At 63.8% G+C, this 16,203-nt stretch carries 14 protein-coding genes; 6 read left to right on the plus strand and 8 right to left on the minus strand.

The genetic code is table 11. From position 1 onward, the window contains the following. Positions 1–114: 114 nt before the first annotated feature. Complete coding sequence (locus WLQ66_RS09775; RefSeq protein ID WP_340546118.1) at positions 115–792, minus strand: lysoplasmalogenase; 678 nt, start codon at positions 790–792, stop codon at positions 115–117. Positions 793–1,043: 251 nt separating this feature from the next. Here WLQ66_RS09775 and WLQ66_RS09780 point away from each other — a divergent pair, with 251 nt between their 5' ends. Beyond that, on the plus strand, positions 1,044–1,457 hold the full coding sequence (locus WLQ66_RS09780) for a hypothetical protein (protein ID WP_340546119.1): 414 nt from the start codon (positions 1,044–1,046) through the stop codon (positions 1,455–1,457). Between the two features lie 19 nt (positions 1,458–1,476). On the opposite strand, the gene xseA is transcribed toward WLQ66_RS09780, so the two are convergent. After that, positions 1,477–3,069 carry an exodeoxyribonuclease VII large subunit gene (gene xseA / locus WLQ66_RS09785; protein WP_340546120.1) on the minus strand — a complete coding sequence of 531 codons (1,593 nt, stop codon included), beginning with the start codon at positions 3,067–3,069 and terminating at the stop codon, positions 1,477–1,479. Between the two features lie 134 nt (positions 3,070–3,203). On the opposite strand from xseA, the gene purD reads away from it, so the two are divergent. The 3 genes from purD to WLQ66_RS09800 all read left to right on the plus strand — a co-directional run bounded on the left by purD (position 3,204) and on the right by WLQ66_RS09800 (position 6,549). Further along, positions 3,204–4,469, plus strand: a complete 1,266-nt coding sequence (purD, locus tag WLQ66_RS09790) for a phosphoribosylamine--glycine ligase (protein WP_340546121.1) — start codon at positions 3,204–3,206, stop codon at positions 4,467–4,469. Positions 4,470–4,831: 362 nt separating this feature from the next. Beyond that, on the plus strand, positions 4,832–5,713 hold the full coding sequence (locus tag WLQ66_RS09795; RefSeq protein WP_340546122.1) for a bestrophin family protein: 882 nt from the start codon (positions 4,832–4,834) through the stop codon (positions 5,711–5,713). A gap of 221 nt (positions 5,714–5,934) precedes the next feature. After that, positions 5,935–6,549 (plus strand): LuxR C-terminal-related transcriptional regulator, encoded by a 615-nt coding sequence (locus WLQ66_RS09800; RefSeq protein WP_340546341.1) that lies wholly within the window; start codon positions 5,935–5,937, stop codon positions 6,547–6,549. 322 nt (positions 6,550–6,871) lie between these two features. Here WLQ66_RS09800 and WLQ66_RS09805 read toward each other — a convergent pair whose 3' ends face one another. The 3 genes from WLQ66_RS09805 to WLQ66_RS09815 all read right to left on the minus strand — a co-directional run bounded on the left by WLQ66_RS09805 (position 6,872) and on the right by WLQ66_RS09815 (position 10,031). Then, positions 6,872–8,647, minus strand: coding sequence for a DUF1217 domain-containing protein (locus WLQ66_RS09805; protein ID WP_340546123.1), 1,776 nt, complete (start codon positions 8,645–8,647; stop codon positions 6,872–6,874). Between the two features lie 191 nt (positions 8,648–8,838). Beyond that, positions 8,839–9,708 carry an FG-GAP repeat domain-containing protein gene (locus tag WLQ66_RS09810; RefSeq protein ID WP_340546124.1) on the minus strand — a complete coding sequence of 290 codons (870 nt, stop codon included), beginning with the start codon at positions 9,706–9,708 and terminating at the stop codon, positions 8,839–8,841. Further along, positions 9,708–10,031, minus strand: coding sequence for a 2Fe-2S iron-sulfur cluster-binding protein (locus WLQ66_RS09815; RefSeq protein ID WP_340546125.1), 324 nt, complete (start codon positions 10,029–10,031; stop codon positions 9,708–9,710). Before WLQ66_RS09815 ends, WLQ66_RS09810 begins: the two co-directional genes overlap by 1 nt. 333 nt (positions 10,032–10,364) lie before the next feature. Here WLQ66_RS09815 and WLQ66_RS09820 point away from each other — a divergent pair, with 333 nt between their 5' ends. After that, entirely contained in the window at positions 10,365–10,940 is a 576-nt protein-coding gene (locus WLQ66_RS09820) for a peptidoglycan-binding domain-containing protein (RefSeq protein WP_340546126.1), read from the plus strand. A 39-nt stretch (positions 10,941–10,979) separates the two neighbouring features. After that, positions 10,980–11,732, plus strand: a complete 753-nt coding sequence (locus WLQ66_RS09825; protein ID WP_340546127.1) for a Crp/Fnr family transcriptional regulator — start codon at positions 10,980–10,982, stop codon at positions 11,730–11,732. A 615-nt stretch (positions 11,733–12,347) separates the two neighbouring features. On the opposite strand, the gene WLQ66_RS09830 is transcribed toward WLQ66_RS09825, so the two are convergent. The 3 genes from WLQ66_RS09830 to hflK form a co-directional block, all read right to left on the minus strand. Continuing rightward, positions 12,348–13,862 carry a Do family serine endopeptidase gene (locus WLQ66_RS09830; RefSeq protein ID WP_340546128.1) on the minus strand — a complete coding sequence of 505 codons (1,515 nt, stop codon included), beginning with the start codon at positions 13,860–13,862 and terminating at the stop codon, positions 12,348–12,350. Positions 13,863–14,117: 255 nt separating this feature from the next. Then, complete coding sequence (hflC, locus tag WLQ66_RS09835; protein WP_340546129.1) at positions 14,118–15,008, minus strand: protease modulator HflC; 891 nt, start codon at positions 15,006–15,008, stop codon at positions 14,118–14,120. Further along, a complete protein-coding gene (hflK, locus tag WLQ66_RS09840; RefSeq protein WP_061049028.1) occupies positions 15,008–16,162 on the minus strand; it encodes an FtsH protease activity modulator HflK in 1,155 nt (384 codons plus the stop codon). The genes hflC and hflK overlap by 1 nt, the downstream gene beginning before the upstream one ends. Positions 16,163–16,203 lie beyond the last annotated feature (41 nt).

Raw genomic sequence — 16,203 nt, forward strand, 5'->3', positions numbered from 1 at the left:
CATATTGGGTCTGTGCGAGTTGTCACGCGGACACCTAATGCGGTTTTGCGGCAAGTGCAAAGCACCTCGGCGCGCCGACCGCCACAAAACCGATGCAAGAGCAGGCCTAAGCCGCTACAGAAACGCCAGCAGAAACCCCGCCTGCGCCCCCCAGTAGAGCGGCCAGACCGCATAGGGCGTGAACCGCCGCGCCGGGTGATCCTCGGCCAGCACAAAGGTTTCAAAGGCCAGAACGATATCGGACGCCATGAAGGCGAGCGCCGCAGGCAGTACCAGCGCCAGCCCTTGCAGACTGCCCCCCAGCGGCAGGGTCAGGGCTGCCAGCCCCATGCTAATGATGATCGGTACATAGGCCAGCACCGGAGCTTTCAGGGCACCGGCACGCGGCGCCAGCAATCGCGCCATGGCGATGCCCGCCAGCGCCAGCACCACAACGCCGATCAACTGCGGCATCTGCAATAGCCGCGCGGCCTCGCTGCTGTCCTGACCGAGGAACAGAAACACATAGACCAGATGCCCCGCTGCAAAGGCCCCGACCCCGGCCATGAAGGCGCCTTCGCCATCCCGCGACAGGCAGAAATCGCCAATGGCACAAAGCCCAAGCGCGAGGGTCAGCAGCACTGGCCCACCGCCAAGCCAGGCGGCAATCGCCAGCAGCAGCACCGCCAGGGTCTTGGTCGCGCTGCGCAGCACGCTGGTCGGCCGCGCCGTCAGCCCCAGATACACAAGCGCAAATAGCGCCGCCGCGCCGATCAACGCATCCCCCATAGGGCTGTTTCCCAATTCCGACATCCCACTCTCTCCCCTCGCTCTGGCCAATGACCTCAGCCGCACCGATCTGCACCAATCTGCACCGGGCAACCACCTGAGGCTGCGGCTTATTTCCACACCGATGTTGCCCAGCACACCGGCCCCGGTCAAAGGTGACGCCGCGCAACCCTGCGCCCGCGCCGCCCTGCCCGAGGCATCGCGCGATTCTGCCTGTCATCGCCCCCGCTGCGGAAACAATGGTCAGGGCGATACGGCTCTGGCACAGTCGATCCATGCGAATGCTCTGTCTGATTCTCTCGGCGATCCTGTTGAGCAGCGCCCTGCAGGGCCGTCCGGCCGCCGCCGGTGCGCCTCTGACAGCGGATCAGTTCGACCGCTACACCCAGGGCCGCACCCTGTTCTACGGTTTTGATGGCGTGCCCTATGGGGTTGAGCGCTATCTGCCCAACCGCCGGGTGATATGGTCGTTTCTGGATGGCCGCTGCCAGAACGGCGAATGGTATCCGCAGGCCGATCAGATCTGTTTTGTCTACGACGAGATCGGCACGCCGCAATGCTGGCAGTTTTCATTTGGCGACAACGGGTTAATTGCCCAGTTCGAAGGCGACCCGGAGGCAACCGAGCTTTACGAGGCGGAGGAGCTGGGTCAGGAGATGCTCTGCCTCGGCCCGGACGTCGGCGTCTGAGCGCGTGCCAGAGGCCGGCTCAGAACAGGGAGCCTTGATCCCCCGGGCCTGATGTGTCGCGCTTCTGGCTGGTCGATTTGGACCGGTCGTCCGCCGATGGCGCAACGGCGACCGCATCGGATTTGACGACAGAGGCTGCTTCGCCGCCTGCGGTCGTTGTTGCGGTCGTTGTCACGGTTGGGGTCACCTCGATCTCGGCGTCGGCAAATTCGATATGAAGCCGCGCCTGCGATGCCGCCTCTGCGGCGCGGGTGATCACCGTCTCACCGCTGCGCACCACCGCATAGCCGCGCCGCAGCGTGGCCTTGTAACTCAGAATATCCAGCTGACGCCCGGTTGCCTCCAGCCGTTGGCGCTGCCGGTCCAACCGCTGTGCCTGCACGGTATCGAGCCGCTGGGCCAGCTGGCCGAGGCGGTCCTGCTGACGCGCTAGATCCTGCCGGATCGGGCGCAGGCTTAACCTTGAAGAGAGGTTGCGCAGCCGGTCGCCACGGGTGCTGACCAATTGGCGCAGGGTGCTGGGACGCAGCGCAGCTGCCGCCTCACTCAGCCGCAGGCGGCGACGCTCAACCCCCCGGATCAGCGCATCGGGCAATTTGTCCCCCCACAGATCCAGCCGCTGACGCGGGGTTTCCAGCAATGTGTCGGGTTTGGGCAGCGCGCGGGCCAGATCATTGAGCCGCTGGCGCCGCTGCTGCACTGCCAGACCAGCAGACCGCACCAGCCGCGCGCCCTGATTTTCGGTCCAGCCCGTCAGCTCCAGCCGCACCGGCACCGCCAGCTCCGCCGCCGCCGTCGGTGTCGGCGCCCGGCGGTCGGACACAAAATCAATCAGCGTGGTATCCGTCTCATGCCCCACGGCAGAGATCAGCGGAATCTGCGAGGCTGCGGCGGCGCGGGCGACGATTTCTTCGTTGAACCCCCAGAGATCCTCGATCGAGCCACCACCCCGGGCCACGATGATCAGATCGGGCCGCGGCAGCGCGCCGCCCGGTGTCAGCCGGTTGAAGCCGTCGATGGCGCGGGCCACCTCCGGTGCGCAGGCCTTGCCCTGCACGGCGACCGGCCAGACCAGCACCTTGCGCGGGAAGCGGTCGCGCAGCCGGTGCAGGATATCGCGGATCACCGCACCCGATGGCGACGTGACCACGCCGATGATCTGTGGCAGATAGGGCAGCGGCTTCTTGCGTTCCGGCGCAAACAGCCCCTCGGCCTCCAGCTGCATCTTGCGCTTTTCCAAGAGCGCCATCAGCGCTCCCTGCCCGGCAACCGCCACCTCGTCGACGTTCATGTTGTACTTGGACTGCCCGCCAAAGGCCGTCAGCCGACCGGTGACCACGACCTCCAGCCCCTCCTCCGGCACCACCGAAAGGCTGGAAATCTGCCCCTTCCAAGTGGTGCAGGCCAGCACCGAGCGGTCGTCCTTGATGTCATAGTAAAGATGCCCGGACCGCGCCTTGAATACCCGGCCCACCTCGCCGCGCACCCGGATCCGCCCGAAAGTGCCCTCCAGCGTGCGTTTCACCTCGCCGGAGATTTCCGAAACGGTGAATTCGGGGGCATTCTGCCCGGGCCGGTCAGCCGGGGTGGGATCGTCAAACAGGTCGGACATCGGCGGGCTGCTCTCCTGCGTCACAGGTGGTTCTTGTTTTGAAGTCGCGCGCAGCATAGAACCCGCCGCAAGCAAGGCAAGCCCCGGCAACCGCCGACGGCGCCATTGGTGCAGGCAGATCGGAGAACACGGACATGAACATCCTTATCCTCGGCAGTGGCGGGCGGGAACATGCGCTCGCCTGGGCGGTGATGCAGAACCCCAAATGTGACAAGCTGATCGTGGCACCGGGCAACGCGGGCATCGCCCAGATCGCCGATTGCGCCACCTTTGATATCGAGGACGGCGGCACCGTGGTGAGCTTTGCCGAGGAAAACGCCATCGACTTCGTCATCGTCGGGCCCGAGGCACCGCTGGCCGCAGGTGTTGCCGACCGGCTGCGCGAGGCGGGCCTTCTGGTGTTCGGCCCCTCCGAGGCCGCCGCAAAACTGGAAGCCTCCAAAAGCTTCACCAAGGAAATCTGCGACGCGGCAAACGCCCCGACCGCAGGCTACGGCCATTTCACCGACGCGGACGCCGCCAAGGCGCATGTGCGCGAGCACGGCGTGCCGACAGTGGTAAAGGCCGACGGTCTGGCCGCAGGCAAAGGCGTCATCATCGCGATGACCGAGGACGAGGCAATGGCCGCCATCGACGACATGTTCGGCGGCGTCTTCGGCGGTGCCGGCGCCGAGGTGGTGATCGAGGAGTTCATGGAAGGCGAAGAGGCCTCCCTCTTTGTGCTGGTGGATGGCGAGGACGTGCTGGCAATCGGCTCCGCGCAGGACCACAAGCGCGTCGGCGAAGGCGACACCGGCCTCAATACCGGCGGCATGGGCGCCTACTCCCCCGCACCGGTGCTGTCGGCTGAGGTCGAGGCAAAGGCGATGGAAGAGATCGTGAAGCCCACCATGCGGGTGATGGCGGAACGCGGGATGCCCTATCAGGGCGTGCTCTATGCGGGTCTGATGATCAAGGACGGACAGCCGCGGCTGGTGGAATACAACGTCCGCTTCGGCGACCCGGAATGCCAGGTGCTGATGATGCGCCTCGGCGCCCAGGCGCTGGACCTGATGCAGGCCGCCGCCGAGGGCCGCCTGGGTGACGCGCAGGTAAACTGGGCCGATGACCATGCGATCACCGTGGTGATGGCGGCAGAGGGCTATCCCGGGTCTTACGAAAAATTCACCGAGATCAAAGGCCTGGACGCGCTGCCCGAAGACAGCAGCAATATGGTGTTCCATGCGGGCACCAAGGAGCAGGACGGCAAGGTGCTCGCCGTTGGCGGCCGGGTGCTGAACGTGACCGCCCGTGGCGCTTCACTGCAAGAAGCCCGCGACCGCGCCTATGCGATGGTGGAGGGTGTCAGCTGGCCGCAGGGCTTCTTCCGCCGCGACATCGGCTGGCGCGCGCTGAAGTAAGACCGGTCGAGCAGGCACTCCCGTCTGTTTCAGAACCATCACAGATGGCTCAACACAGTTGGGCATGGCCGGGCGCTGCTGCGCCCGGCGGCGCAAGCGGCAAGCCCCGACGCCCAGTGAGGATACCGCACACCGGGCTGTCCAGACCCGCCCGGTCGAATCCGACAGGACACCGCGCAAACTCCCCCCAGTCTGACGTTTTCGGCCACGTGCAGCGGTGGGGCGGGCCCTAGGTTGCAGGCGCGCCAAGGCGAGCCTCCCCTTTCGGGACCGGCACTCTCAGTTCCCGGTCTCGGATCCCCCGTCAGGCAGCTGCGCAATTGCCCTAGTCCCGCCTTTGAGCGAAGCGGAGTCCACTTTCGATGATCCTACGCGACAAACCCGGCCTGATGCAGCTGCTGTTTGCGCTGCGCGGCTCTGTCCTGCCCCGCATACTGCCCCGTATCCTCGGCCTCTCCGCCCTGTCGGCGCTGGTGCTGTGGATTGACGCCGATATCACCCGCCTGCCCCATACCAATGCCGCGCCTTTTGCGGTCTTTGGCATCGCGCTCTCGCTGTTTCTTGGGTTTCGCAACAATGCCGCCTATGACCGCTGGTGGGAAGGTCGCAAGCTCTGGGGACAGCTGGTCGCGGACCTGCGCAGCCTCAGCCGTGAGGTGGACCTGTTTGTTGCCGACCCGCAGAGCCGACGCCGGATCCTGCGGCTGGCCCTTGCGTTTTTGCATCTGCACCGCATCAACCTGCGCAAAGAACGCGACACCAGCGCCGCAACCCGCTGGGCAGGCGACGATTTCACCACCGCGCCACATCCGCCCTGCGCAGCGCTCGACGCCCTTGCCGCGACGCTGGCCACAGCCGCCGACGATGGGTTTGCCCGCAAGGCGCTGGCCGAACGCACCGCCAGCATGGCGCTGGCTCAGGCGGGCTGCGAACGCATTGCCACCACGCCGCTGCCCTATGTTTATTCACTGCTGGTGTTTCGCACGACCTACCTCTATTGCCTGCTGCTGCCCTTTGCGCTGATCGACAGCGCGGGCTGGCTGACACCAATTTTCGTCGGCATTGTCGCCTATGTCTTCTTCGGCCTTGCAGAGGTGACCGAGGAGCTATCTCATCCCTTTGGCGAAACGGTGAACGGCCTGCCGCTGGATGCCATCTGCCGGACCGTTGAACGCAGCCTGGCCCCAAAGCTGGGCGAGGAGGTACCGCCACCGCTGCAACCGATCGACTATTACCTCTCCTGACACCCCGACAGGATCAGCATGCCGGCTGGCAAGCACCTGTTTTCACGCTGCCTTCACTCCGCTAAGATCCTTGTAACAGCGACCGCCCCCGCTCCCGAAGGCTCAGCCCTGCCGCGCAGCTGCGGTCGCCGCGACAGGCAGGACATATGCAGGAACAGCAGGACCAGATGACGGCCAATAGCCAGCAGCCCCGCCCCGGCCTCGACGTCGGCACAGCGCCCATGGGCGATCCCGGCGCCGAGACGCTCGACCAGCTCTTTGCCACCCGTGACCTGATGCAGCTCGCCTATGATTTCCTGCCGGTGGGGATCGTTGTCACCGAAAACCGGGTCCTGCGCGACTGCAACCGGCGGTTCTGCGAGATGTTCGGCTACACCCGGCTGGACCTGCTCGATCAGCTCTTTGCCTTTCTCTACCCATCGCAGGAAGAATTTCTCAACCTGCGCAACCGGGGAAATGAGACTTTGGGAGCCGGCGCGCCCTATTGGGACGAACGGGTGATGCGGCGCAAGGACGGCAGCCTGTTCTGGGTCCGGGTCCGTGGCCATAGCTTCACACCGCAGGAGCCGCTGGCACGCGCGGTCTGGAGCTTTGCCGATCTGTCCCGATCCCGGCCCTATCAGCCCCTGACCCGGCGCGAACGCGAGGTCTATTCGCTGCTGTGCGAAGGCAAGACCAGCAAGGAAATCGCCCGAAGTCTGGAGCTGAGCTACCGCACCGTCGAGGTTCATCGCGCCCGGCTGTTGAAGAAGGTCGGCGCCAGCAATACCGCCGCGCTTTTCTCCTCTCTGGGTGACATCGACGGCGCCCATGTGGTGGGCACGCCCAGCCCGTGACCGCGTGAAATGCGCTCGCAATCGCGCCGGGGCCCGCAAGATCCAACCGCTGTCACGGGCTGGGTGTGGGTTGCTCCACCATAGCCCTCCCCGGTTTCGGTTCCGGTTCAGGTTCCGGTTCCGGTTCCGGTTCCGGTTCCGGCAAAGATCGCGCCTCATGCTGCCGAAGTCGATCACGGGGCCGAGCGTCGGCACAGATTCCGCAGGCGGGGCCGATCAGATCAGCCCGCGTCCCTGATCGTACCGGGTAAGGCGCCAATGTCACGAAGGGTGACCGCAGGGGCCGACGCTGGCCCGGCACCTTTGTCGCAATGCCCGCGCGCTATCGGAACAGCGTGAAGACCGGATCGCTGAAGCCGCTCGACGCCAGATCACTGTTCAGCCCGCTCAGCAGCAGGAAGCGGTTTCTGAACTCGTCCAGCTTGTCAGGCTTCAGAAGATCCGCCGGATGGCTGGTGCCAAAAGACGACTGCGCACGTTCTTTCATTTCATCAACCTGGCGATCCACGTTCAGCTGGCCAAAGCTGGATGGCAGGCCCAATGCCGTCTCAAACACCGCTTTCAGCGGCGGTGAGCCGATGATGCCGAACCAATGGGCATCTTCGCTGCCACCGGCATCCGCGATCGCTTGCAGCTCGCGCTCCAAGGCAAGGGCAAGACGCATGTTCGGGTCACTCTCCCCGATGGCGGCCTCAAAATTCCGATCATTGTATAGACCCGCGATCTCCTCAGCGAAACCAGCGGGATAGGTGCGGTCATTGGTACCGGGGTTAAAAGCAAAGGCATGCGCCATGGCCTTCAGATTCGGATCCCGGTGCAGGTTTGCATAAGAAATTTCGGAGGACAGATCCGATTCAAAAGCCCTGATCATCACGTCAAAATCAAGTTCCCGCTCACTGATGTTGAACACATCCAGCCCCGCCTCAAAGGCATCGAAATCAAATACGAACCGCCGTGGCAGCTCATAGTTCTCCAATTTGCCGTCGACCTCATCGGCCAGCACCTTCATCCGGCTTGGCGCGGTGGGCCATTCGTTCTGAAACGCCTCGGCAAAATTATAGAACGCAAGATTTCCGGGCTGATTCACAAAAGAGCTTGGGTCCGAGAGATCGGACTCCAGCACATCACGCAGATAATCCTCGCCTGGGTTGCTCAGGTAGAACTGCTCCAGCGCATCCGCGAGCAGTTCAGGCTGAGACAGCAGCTCGTCGGGGCTGGTGAAACTGTTAATATCGGGGATCCCGAAACCAAAGGCGCGCGACATCGCCAGATAGCGCGGGTCCTCCTGCTGGTTGACGGGCGATTCCGGATCATAGGGGTTTGATTCCAGCATCCGCTTGAGGAAGATCGAGTTGGTATATTCCAGATCGAAACTGTCCACGACTGCCTTCAGCAGATCCTCATTGGCCAGCAGCTCATCCGCATTGGCCGGACCATTGCCATCGTTCACGGCGAGGAATTCGCCCACCAGCGCCTCCATGCTGGTGCTGTAATCCGGCGGCCGGTTGAATTCGAACGCCTTGGCAAAATCCGCCAGTTTCGTATCGCTCAGCCGGTTCACAAAAGAGTTCGGATCGGTGGTATCGGATTCCAGGACCCGCATCAGAAAGAACTCGTTACCGGCGTATTTCTTCAGGCCAAAGTCATCCAGAGCCTGATTGAGCAGGGTCTGGTTCGACAGTAGATCCTCCGGGCTGGCGACAGTCACATAGGGTTTTTCTATGCTTGTGCTCGGCAGCTGCGGGCCGCTCTCACTGCCAAAGCCAAAGGTCTGCGCAAGACCAAGATAGCGGCTGTCGTTCAGCCGGTTGGCAAAAGAGGTGGGCTCAGACAGATCTGATTCCAGCACCTTCTTGATGAAGGCGCGGTTGTTGATGTCCTCTTCCAGACCAAAGGCGCCCAGGGCAACCTTCAGCACATTATAGTCGCCGAGCAGCTGATCGGCAGTCTGGATATTGTCGATTTTCCGCGTGAAGTCCTGCACCGCGCGATCAATGATCGGCGATTTTTCAAAAATCTCCTGCTGCTGGGCGCGGGTTCGGTCCAGAAAATTCCATCCGGCGATACCGGTTCCCAGCACATAGGGTGAAAAGGTCACGCGCCTGTCTCCTGCTTGCAAACGGGTTCCGCCACCGGCTGCGACAGCGCAATCCGGGGGGTGTCTTTATCAAGAGAATACGCGCAAAGTGGTGAACAAATCTGCAACGCAGGGGCGCACTGCGGCAACAGCCGGCAAGAAAATAAACCCAACTTTACCGAAGCGGCGCCGAGCATCTGCCGCCTGCCCGCTCAGTCGGCCTGAACCGGCCCCTCGCACCGCAGCGCCGCCGCCAGACCCGTCGCAGGCGAATATGCACCAATTTCCCGGCTGATCACGCGACCTGCCACAAGGGTGCTGACCATGATCCGGCTCCATCCGGCGTCCACAGTCAGCAGCTGCGGGCCATCACCGCAGTCCCGCAGCCCCGACGTGATGAAACCCTCCCCGATGCGATGGTTCGTCAGCCCGGACCGCTGTGCGACGTGATGCAGCGCACCGTCGCGATAGCGCCAGATCCGTAGGGTTTTCGCCAGATGAGGACGGTCGATATAGGCGATCTCGATATGGCCGTCGCCATCCAGATCAGCCGCCGCGATCGGGGCCAGCCAGCGAAATCTCGTGCCGATATGCGGCGTCGCTGCCATCTTGCGCAGCGCCCCGTCATGCAGACCGTAGATCGCCAGCTGCGCGCCCCTGACCGGATCGCTTTCGACCACCACCACCTCCGGCAGCGCATCGCCCGTCACATCCCAGAGCCGTGGCGCCAGGTCCTCGAAGACCGCGCCAGCGACAGGCAGGGCCACACGATGGCCGGTGCCTCTGCTGTCCTGCACCACCAGGGCCGAATACTCGATGTGATCGCCCAGCACCCCATGCGGATAATGCGCGGTGGGTGCGGCGAATTCAGCACTCGTCAGCCGGAGCGGATCCTGCGCCGCCGCAGCCGAAACCATTGCGGACAGCAGCCCGCCTGCACAGATCGCCCGCGCCAATACGCCAGGAATGGCAGGGCCCGCCCCGGACCCCGCCCGCCACGGGCGCAGCGCCTGACCTGCGCGGCGTCGAGACAGGGGCCAGGCGCGCCACAGATGACGCCGCGCCTGCGGCCCCAGCCGCATCAGATCTGTTTTTCGGGCATATGCACCACGAGACCGTTCAGATCATCCGTCACCTTGATCTGGCAGGTCAGACGCGAGCGCGCGGGATCCGGCTCATAGGCGAAATCCAGCATATCCTCTTCCATGTCGTCCTTGGCGGGGAGCTTCTCAACCCAGGCGGCATCGACGTAGACATGGCAGGTCGAACAGGCGCAGGCGCCGCCGCAATCCGCTTCGATCCCGGGAATATTGTTGTCGCGCGCGCCTTCCATCACGGTCAGGCCATTGGCCACATCCACAACATGTTCGGCACCATTGTGTTCGACATAAGTGATCTTTGCCATCGTCAGCTGCATCCTTTTTCGCGTTGCGTCCGAGGTTGTAGCCAACCGCTGGCCACCGCGCCAGTCAGAAACCACCCGCGGGGCAAAACTCCTGCGCCGCGTTGCACCAGGCCCCCGCCCTCCCTGCGTCCTCCCCCTGTGGGTTGGTTGCCGGTCACGCGCCTTAGCTGAGCCATCAGAGCATAGCACACCAACAGGCCCGGCGATAACGGGGCTTTGCGCTGGGGCGCGAACTGCGGTAGCCTAGCCCCGGATGCGCTCCGACGCGGGGCCATCCCGGCATCACGGCTGCCGGTATTTCGACACAGGTGTTTCGACACGGGGACTTTGTTCATGTCTGACCTCTTGCGCCCGCACGGGCCCTGGCTGGGGCAGGCCTTTTTGCGGCATATCTGCCGAGGCACAGTCCTGCCGGCCACGGCGGGGCTGGTGGTGCTGATTGCGGCCTGTACCGCGCCACAGACCGGTGGCAGCAGCCTGCAGGTGTCGCGCAATGCTCCCGCCGCCCCGCCCGGCGCTGCCCCCGGCAGCTGCTGGGGCACCCATACCACACCCGCCGTGATCGAAACCGTGACCGTGCAGGTGATGACCCGACCTGCCAGAACCGCCGCCGACGGGCAGGTGCTGGAACCGGCGCGGTTTCGCCGCGAGACCCGACAGGACATCGTGCGCCCGCGCCGCGAAAGCTGGTTTGAAACCCCCTGCCCGGTGGATATGACGCCGCAATTCGTCGGCTCGGTCCAGCGCGCCCTGGCGGTGCGTGGCCTCTACCAAGGCCAGATCACCGGCATCCTGGATCGCGACACCCGCGCCGCCGTGCGCAAATTTCAGGAACGCGACGGGTTTGACAATGACCAGCTGTCACTGGTCAGCGCCCGCAGACTGGGGTTGGTAGCCGTTGAGAACTGATCCCCGCCCCGCCCCGTCCCCTAGCACCGAAGGTCTGACATGAGCCCATCGCCAGCCACCGGTGCCCTGCACAGTTCGGGCAGCTCCTCCGGCAACAGCACCGGTCGCGCGGCCTCCTCGGCCCGCCGCAAATGGCTGTTGCCCGACCGCGGGTTCCTCTCTGGTGCCTCCGACCGGTTGCTGGAAATGCTTGACAGCCAGGCCAGTGAAGTCCTCCTGCAGGCTGGCGAAGAACTGTTTGAACAGGGGGATGAGGGCGACGCGCTCTATGCCATCGTCAGTGGCGCGATTGAATTCTCCACCCTGTCCTCTGCCGGGCGCAAACTGTCGCTGGACATCATGCGCCCCGGTGCCGTCTTCGGTGAGATCGCCCTGTTTGACCCCGGCCCCCGCACCGCGACCGCAACCGCGCTGGAGCCCAGCCGCCTGCGCCGACTGCGCAGCGGCGACGTGCTCGCCAAGCTGCAACACCATCCCTCGCTCGCCGGAGATCTGCTGCGCCTCGCTGGTCAGCGGATGCGCTGGATGAACACGCAATACAGCGAACAGGTGTTTCTGCCGATGCCGGTGCGGCTGGCGCGCAAACTGCTGTATCTCACCACCGAAGGCGGCGACGGGCGGTTGTCGCTGTCGCAGAGCGAGCTGGCTGAATTTGTCGGCGCCACCCGCGAGGCGGTGTCCAAAACCCTGTCGCAGTGGAAACGCAGCGATGTGATCGATATCAGCCGTGGCGGTCTTACCATCCGCGACCGGGCTGCGCTGCGGCTGCTGTCGGACCCCGACATCGGCTGACAAAGCCGCAGGCTCGGATCTCCGCAGGCCCCGGATCCTCCCGCCGCACCTTTTCCCAAAGACTGCCCTCGCCAGCCGGGAAGCGCACCGCGCGAGATCGGCAATCGGATAAATCTTAATCCATTGTGAACTGGGTTACAGACCAGACCGCTCCGGGCAGGGCATGGTCACGACAGGTTGCCGTTATCCGTTCCATCCCAACGGCATCCTGTCCCATCAAGAGCCATGTGTCACGGCACATGGCTCGACGGGACCCAGGGACATCCGCCGGGCGCAACCGGGGACCAATGCGCCATCTGGGGCGGCGGATATCTACGAACAGCTTGTTGGATCGAACAGAAGGTGCCTGGGGGGTGCCTGGGGTTATTGGACCCATGTGCAGACGCCTCCCGTCGGCGTGAGTCCGTGACACGCCGGACCTGTGGGCCGGGGGCAATTTCGCCACCCTGTGATGATCCACGCAAAAGGGCCGAGCATCCCTGCCCGGCCCTTTTGTTATTGTATCTGCTTGTTGTGGTATCTGCCTTACGCGCACGTCAGGTGCCTGTCTGCGGCCTGTCTGTGGCAGGTGACCGGTCAGATCGGGCCGCCCACCGACGGGCGGCCCTTGACGGATCACTCCGACAGGTTCAGCGCCACGAACCGCGGCTCACCGGCACGGCGCACCAGCAAGAGCAGCGACTTGCGACCGGCTTCCTTGGCTTCGTCGATACGCGCTTCCAGCTCACTGATCGAGGTCAGTTTCTGCTGGCCCGCCTCGGTGATCAGATCGCCGGCACGCATGCCTTTTTCCCAGGCTTCCGAACTTTCATCCACCGAGGTGATCACCAGACCATCCATGCCATCGGGCACGTTCAGCTCGCTGCGCTGCTCATCGCTCAGACGGCTGACGGTCAGACCCAGCAGCTGTTTCTCCGCCATATCCGGCGCGCTGTCATCACCAGCGGCAGGCGTGCTCTGGCGCTGCGCATCTTCGCGACGGCCAAGGGTCACCCGCAGGGTTTCGGTCTTGCCTTCGCGGAATACCCGCACCCGCACGGCTTTGCCGACTTCGGTATTGCCGACCTGACGCACCAGACCGCGGGTGTCCTTCACATCGACCCCGTCAAAGGACAGGATGACATCACCCGCCAACAGGCCGGCCTCTTTCGCCGGGCCTTCCGGCACATCGGTCACCAGCGCGCCCTTGGCACTGTCCAGACCCATTGCCTCGGCCACATCGGTGGTCACATCCTGGATGCGCACGCCCAGCCAGCCGCGGCGGGTTTCGCCGAACTCTTTCAGCTGGTTCACCACCTTGCTGACCACATTGGAAGCCATCGAGAAACCGATCCCAATCGAGCCGCCGTTGGGCGACAGGATCGCCGTGTTCACACCGACGACCTGACCATCCATGTTGAACAGCGGTCCGCCGGAGTTGCCCCGGTTGATCGCCGCATCGGTCTGGATGTAGTCGTCATAAGACCCCGACAGCTCGCGGTTGCGCGCCGACACGATCCCGGCAGACAGCGAGAAGCCCTGCCCCAGCGGGTTGCCCATCGCGACAACCCAGTCGCCAACGCGGGCCAGATCGCTGTCGCCAAATTTGACAAAGGTCAGCGGCATCGGCGCATCGACCTTCAACAGCGCGATATCGGTGTTGGGATCAGTGCCGACCACCTTTGCGGGCAGCGGCTGCGACGGCTGGCCTTCACCGGGGAAGAATTCGATCTCGATCTCATCGGCTTCTTCGATCACGTGGTTGTTGGTGACGATATAGCCATCTTCAGAAATCACAAACCCCGATCCCAGCGCCGAAGAGCGGCGCGGACGGTCGCCCTGATCGCCGTTGCGGTCCTGGAACTCGCGAAAGAAATCCTCAAAAGGTGAGCCCTCGGGCACGATGCCCTGCGGACCGGTGCGTCCCTCAACAACAGTTGTCGTGGTGATATTCACCACCGCCCGGCTCACCTTGTCGGCCAGCGGGGCCAGGCTTTCAGGCCGGGCCTGGGCGATGGCCACCTGCGCCAGCACCATCAGGGTGCTGATCATGGCCAGCCAGAGCAGGCGCCACTGCGTCGCCTGCCGCGCGGGGGCGCGGGCAAGGGCGCGGGCGCCGCTGATTGTGTTGTTCTTTGCCTGTGGCTGCACGAAACTACTCCTTAGTTGTCGCCATATTCCATATCCAGCGGCGGGCCTGGGCGGGTGGGCGCCTCTGGATCCGCTGCGGGTCATGGGCGTTAATGTAGTCTTTCCAAGAACCGTCACAACGAATGTTGCACGTATTCAATTCGAAGTGAAACCCGGTGAGCTGCCGCCGGGGAAGCTTTTACAGAAAAGGGGCCAGCCTCACGGCCAGCCCCTGTTTGATGTCTCGTCAATCCACGCAAAGCTTCTGCGGGCCGATCATTGCTGCGCAGCCGCTGCCGGTTTGCCGCTTGAGGATTTCAGATAGTTGAAAAACTCATTGTTCGGCGACAGCACCATGGTGGAGTTCCCGGCCTGCAACGAGGTCGCATAGGCATTGAGCGAACGGTAGAATTCAAAGAACTCCGGGTCCGCGCCATAAGCCTGCGCAAAGATCGCGTTGCGTTCGGCGTCTGCTTCACCGCGGATGATCTCCGCTTCGCGCTGCGCATCTGAGACCAGCTCAACCACGGTCCGGTCAGCCTGCGCCCGGATCCGCTGGGCGGCCTCGTTACCACGGGCACGCTCATCGGTCGCTTCGCGCACACGCTCCGCCCGCATCCGCTCAAAGGTCGCGTCGAGGTTTTCGGTGGGCAGGTCGGTCCGCTTCAGCCGCACGTCGATGATGGTGATCCCCAATGAACGGGCATCGCTGATAGCCCCGTTGCGGATCCGCAGCATCAGCGCCGCCCGGTCCGAGGACAGGATGTCGTTTGAGCTGACAGAGCCGAGGATCTCACGGGTTTGCGCCCGCAGGATCGAGTCCAGCCTGTTTTCAGCCGTTGCGATACCACCGGCACCCACCGCCTGACGGAACCGGTTCACATCGGTGATCCGATAGCGGGCAAAGGCATCTACCACCAGACGGCGGTCATCCGACGGGGTGATTTCCAGCGGGTCGATATCCCGGCTCAGAATGCGGTCGTCATAACGCACCACTTCCTGGATCAGCGGGATCTTGAACGCCAGCCCCGGCTCTTCCTTGACCGAGACAACCCGGCCAAACTGCAGAACCAGCGCCTTTTCGCGCTCGTCGACGATGAACACCGACGACAGTGCCGTGATCGCCACAATCACCAGCGCGGGCAGCAAGAGAGTTGATTTACGCATCAGTTGCTTCCTCCACGGCGCAGTTCATTAAGCGGCAGATATGGCACCACGCCCTGTCCTTCGCCGGTTTGCTCATCCAGGATGATCTTGTCGACGCGGCTCAGCACCTTCTCCATGGTCTCGATATAAAGACGCTTGCGGGTCACATCCGGGGCCTTTTCATATTCGGTCAGAACCGCAGAGAAACGGCTGGCTTCACCCTGGGCTTCGTTCACGACACGTGCACGATACCCTTCGGCTTTCTCCAGCAGTTCCGCCGCCTGACCACGGGCCTCGGCCAGCGCGTTGTTGGCATAGGCATCCGCTTCGTTCTGGCGCCGGTCACGTTCCTGTTCAGCCGCCTGAACATCCCGGAACGCCGCGATCACCGATGCGGGCGGGTCGGCCTTGTCAAAGTTCACCCGGATGATGTTGATCCCACTGTCATAGTCATCCAGCGTGAACTGGATCAGGTCCTGCAAACGCGAGGCAATCGCGCCCCGGTCCCGGTTCAGGATCGGCGCCAGCTCGGACTGGGCGATAATCTCGCGCATTGCCGATTCCGACACCGCGCGGATCGTGGTGCGGGCATCGCGCAGGTTGAACAGGTATTTCGCCGGATCATTGATGTTCCAGACCACCTGAAAGTCGATATCGACGATGTTCTCGTCGCCGGTCAGCATCAGCCCTGCATCGGAGCTGATACCGCCACCGACGCCGATGTCTTCGGTCTGTTCACGGGTCACCGGCAGGATTTCCTTGGTCACCAGCGGCCAGGGCGCGAAGTTCAGGCCCGGCTGCCCGGTTGCGGAATACTCCCCAAGGAACAGCTCAACCGACTGTTCTTCCGGCTTCACCGTGTAAAAGCTGGCAAAAGCCCAGAAGCCAACCGCAGCCAGCGCGCCCAGCGCAAGGGTGCCCTTGGTCAGCTGCGGGCCACCGCCGCCGCCAGCACCACCGCGACCGCCGCCGCCGGTGCCACCACCGCGACCGCCCATCAGAACGCGCAGCTGCTCCTGGCCTTTCTTGACCAGCTCGTCGATCTCGGGGATCTGACCTTCATCAGGACGACGTCCGCCGCCCCGGTTGTCGTCACCGCCCTGGTTGTTGCCTCTGTTGCCTGAGCCGCCAGAAGAGCCGCCGCCCCCCCAGGGGCCACCATTATTGCCCGCCATATGTGTCCAATCCCTATCTTGCCGCCCATCGCGGCTTGGTG

This window comes from Phaeobacter sp. A36a-5a (assembly GCF_037911135.1).
Lineage (GTDB): Bacteria > Pseudomonadota > Alphaproteobacteria > Rhodobacterales > Rhodobacteraceae > Phaeobacter > Phaeobacter bryozoorum.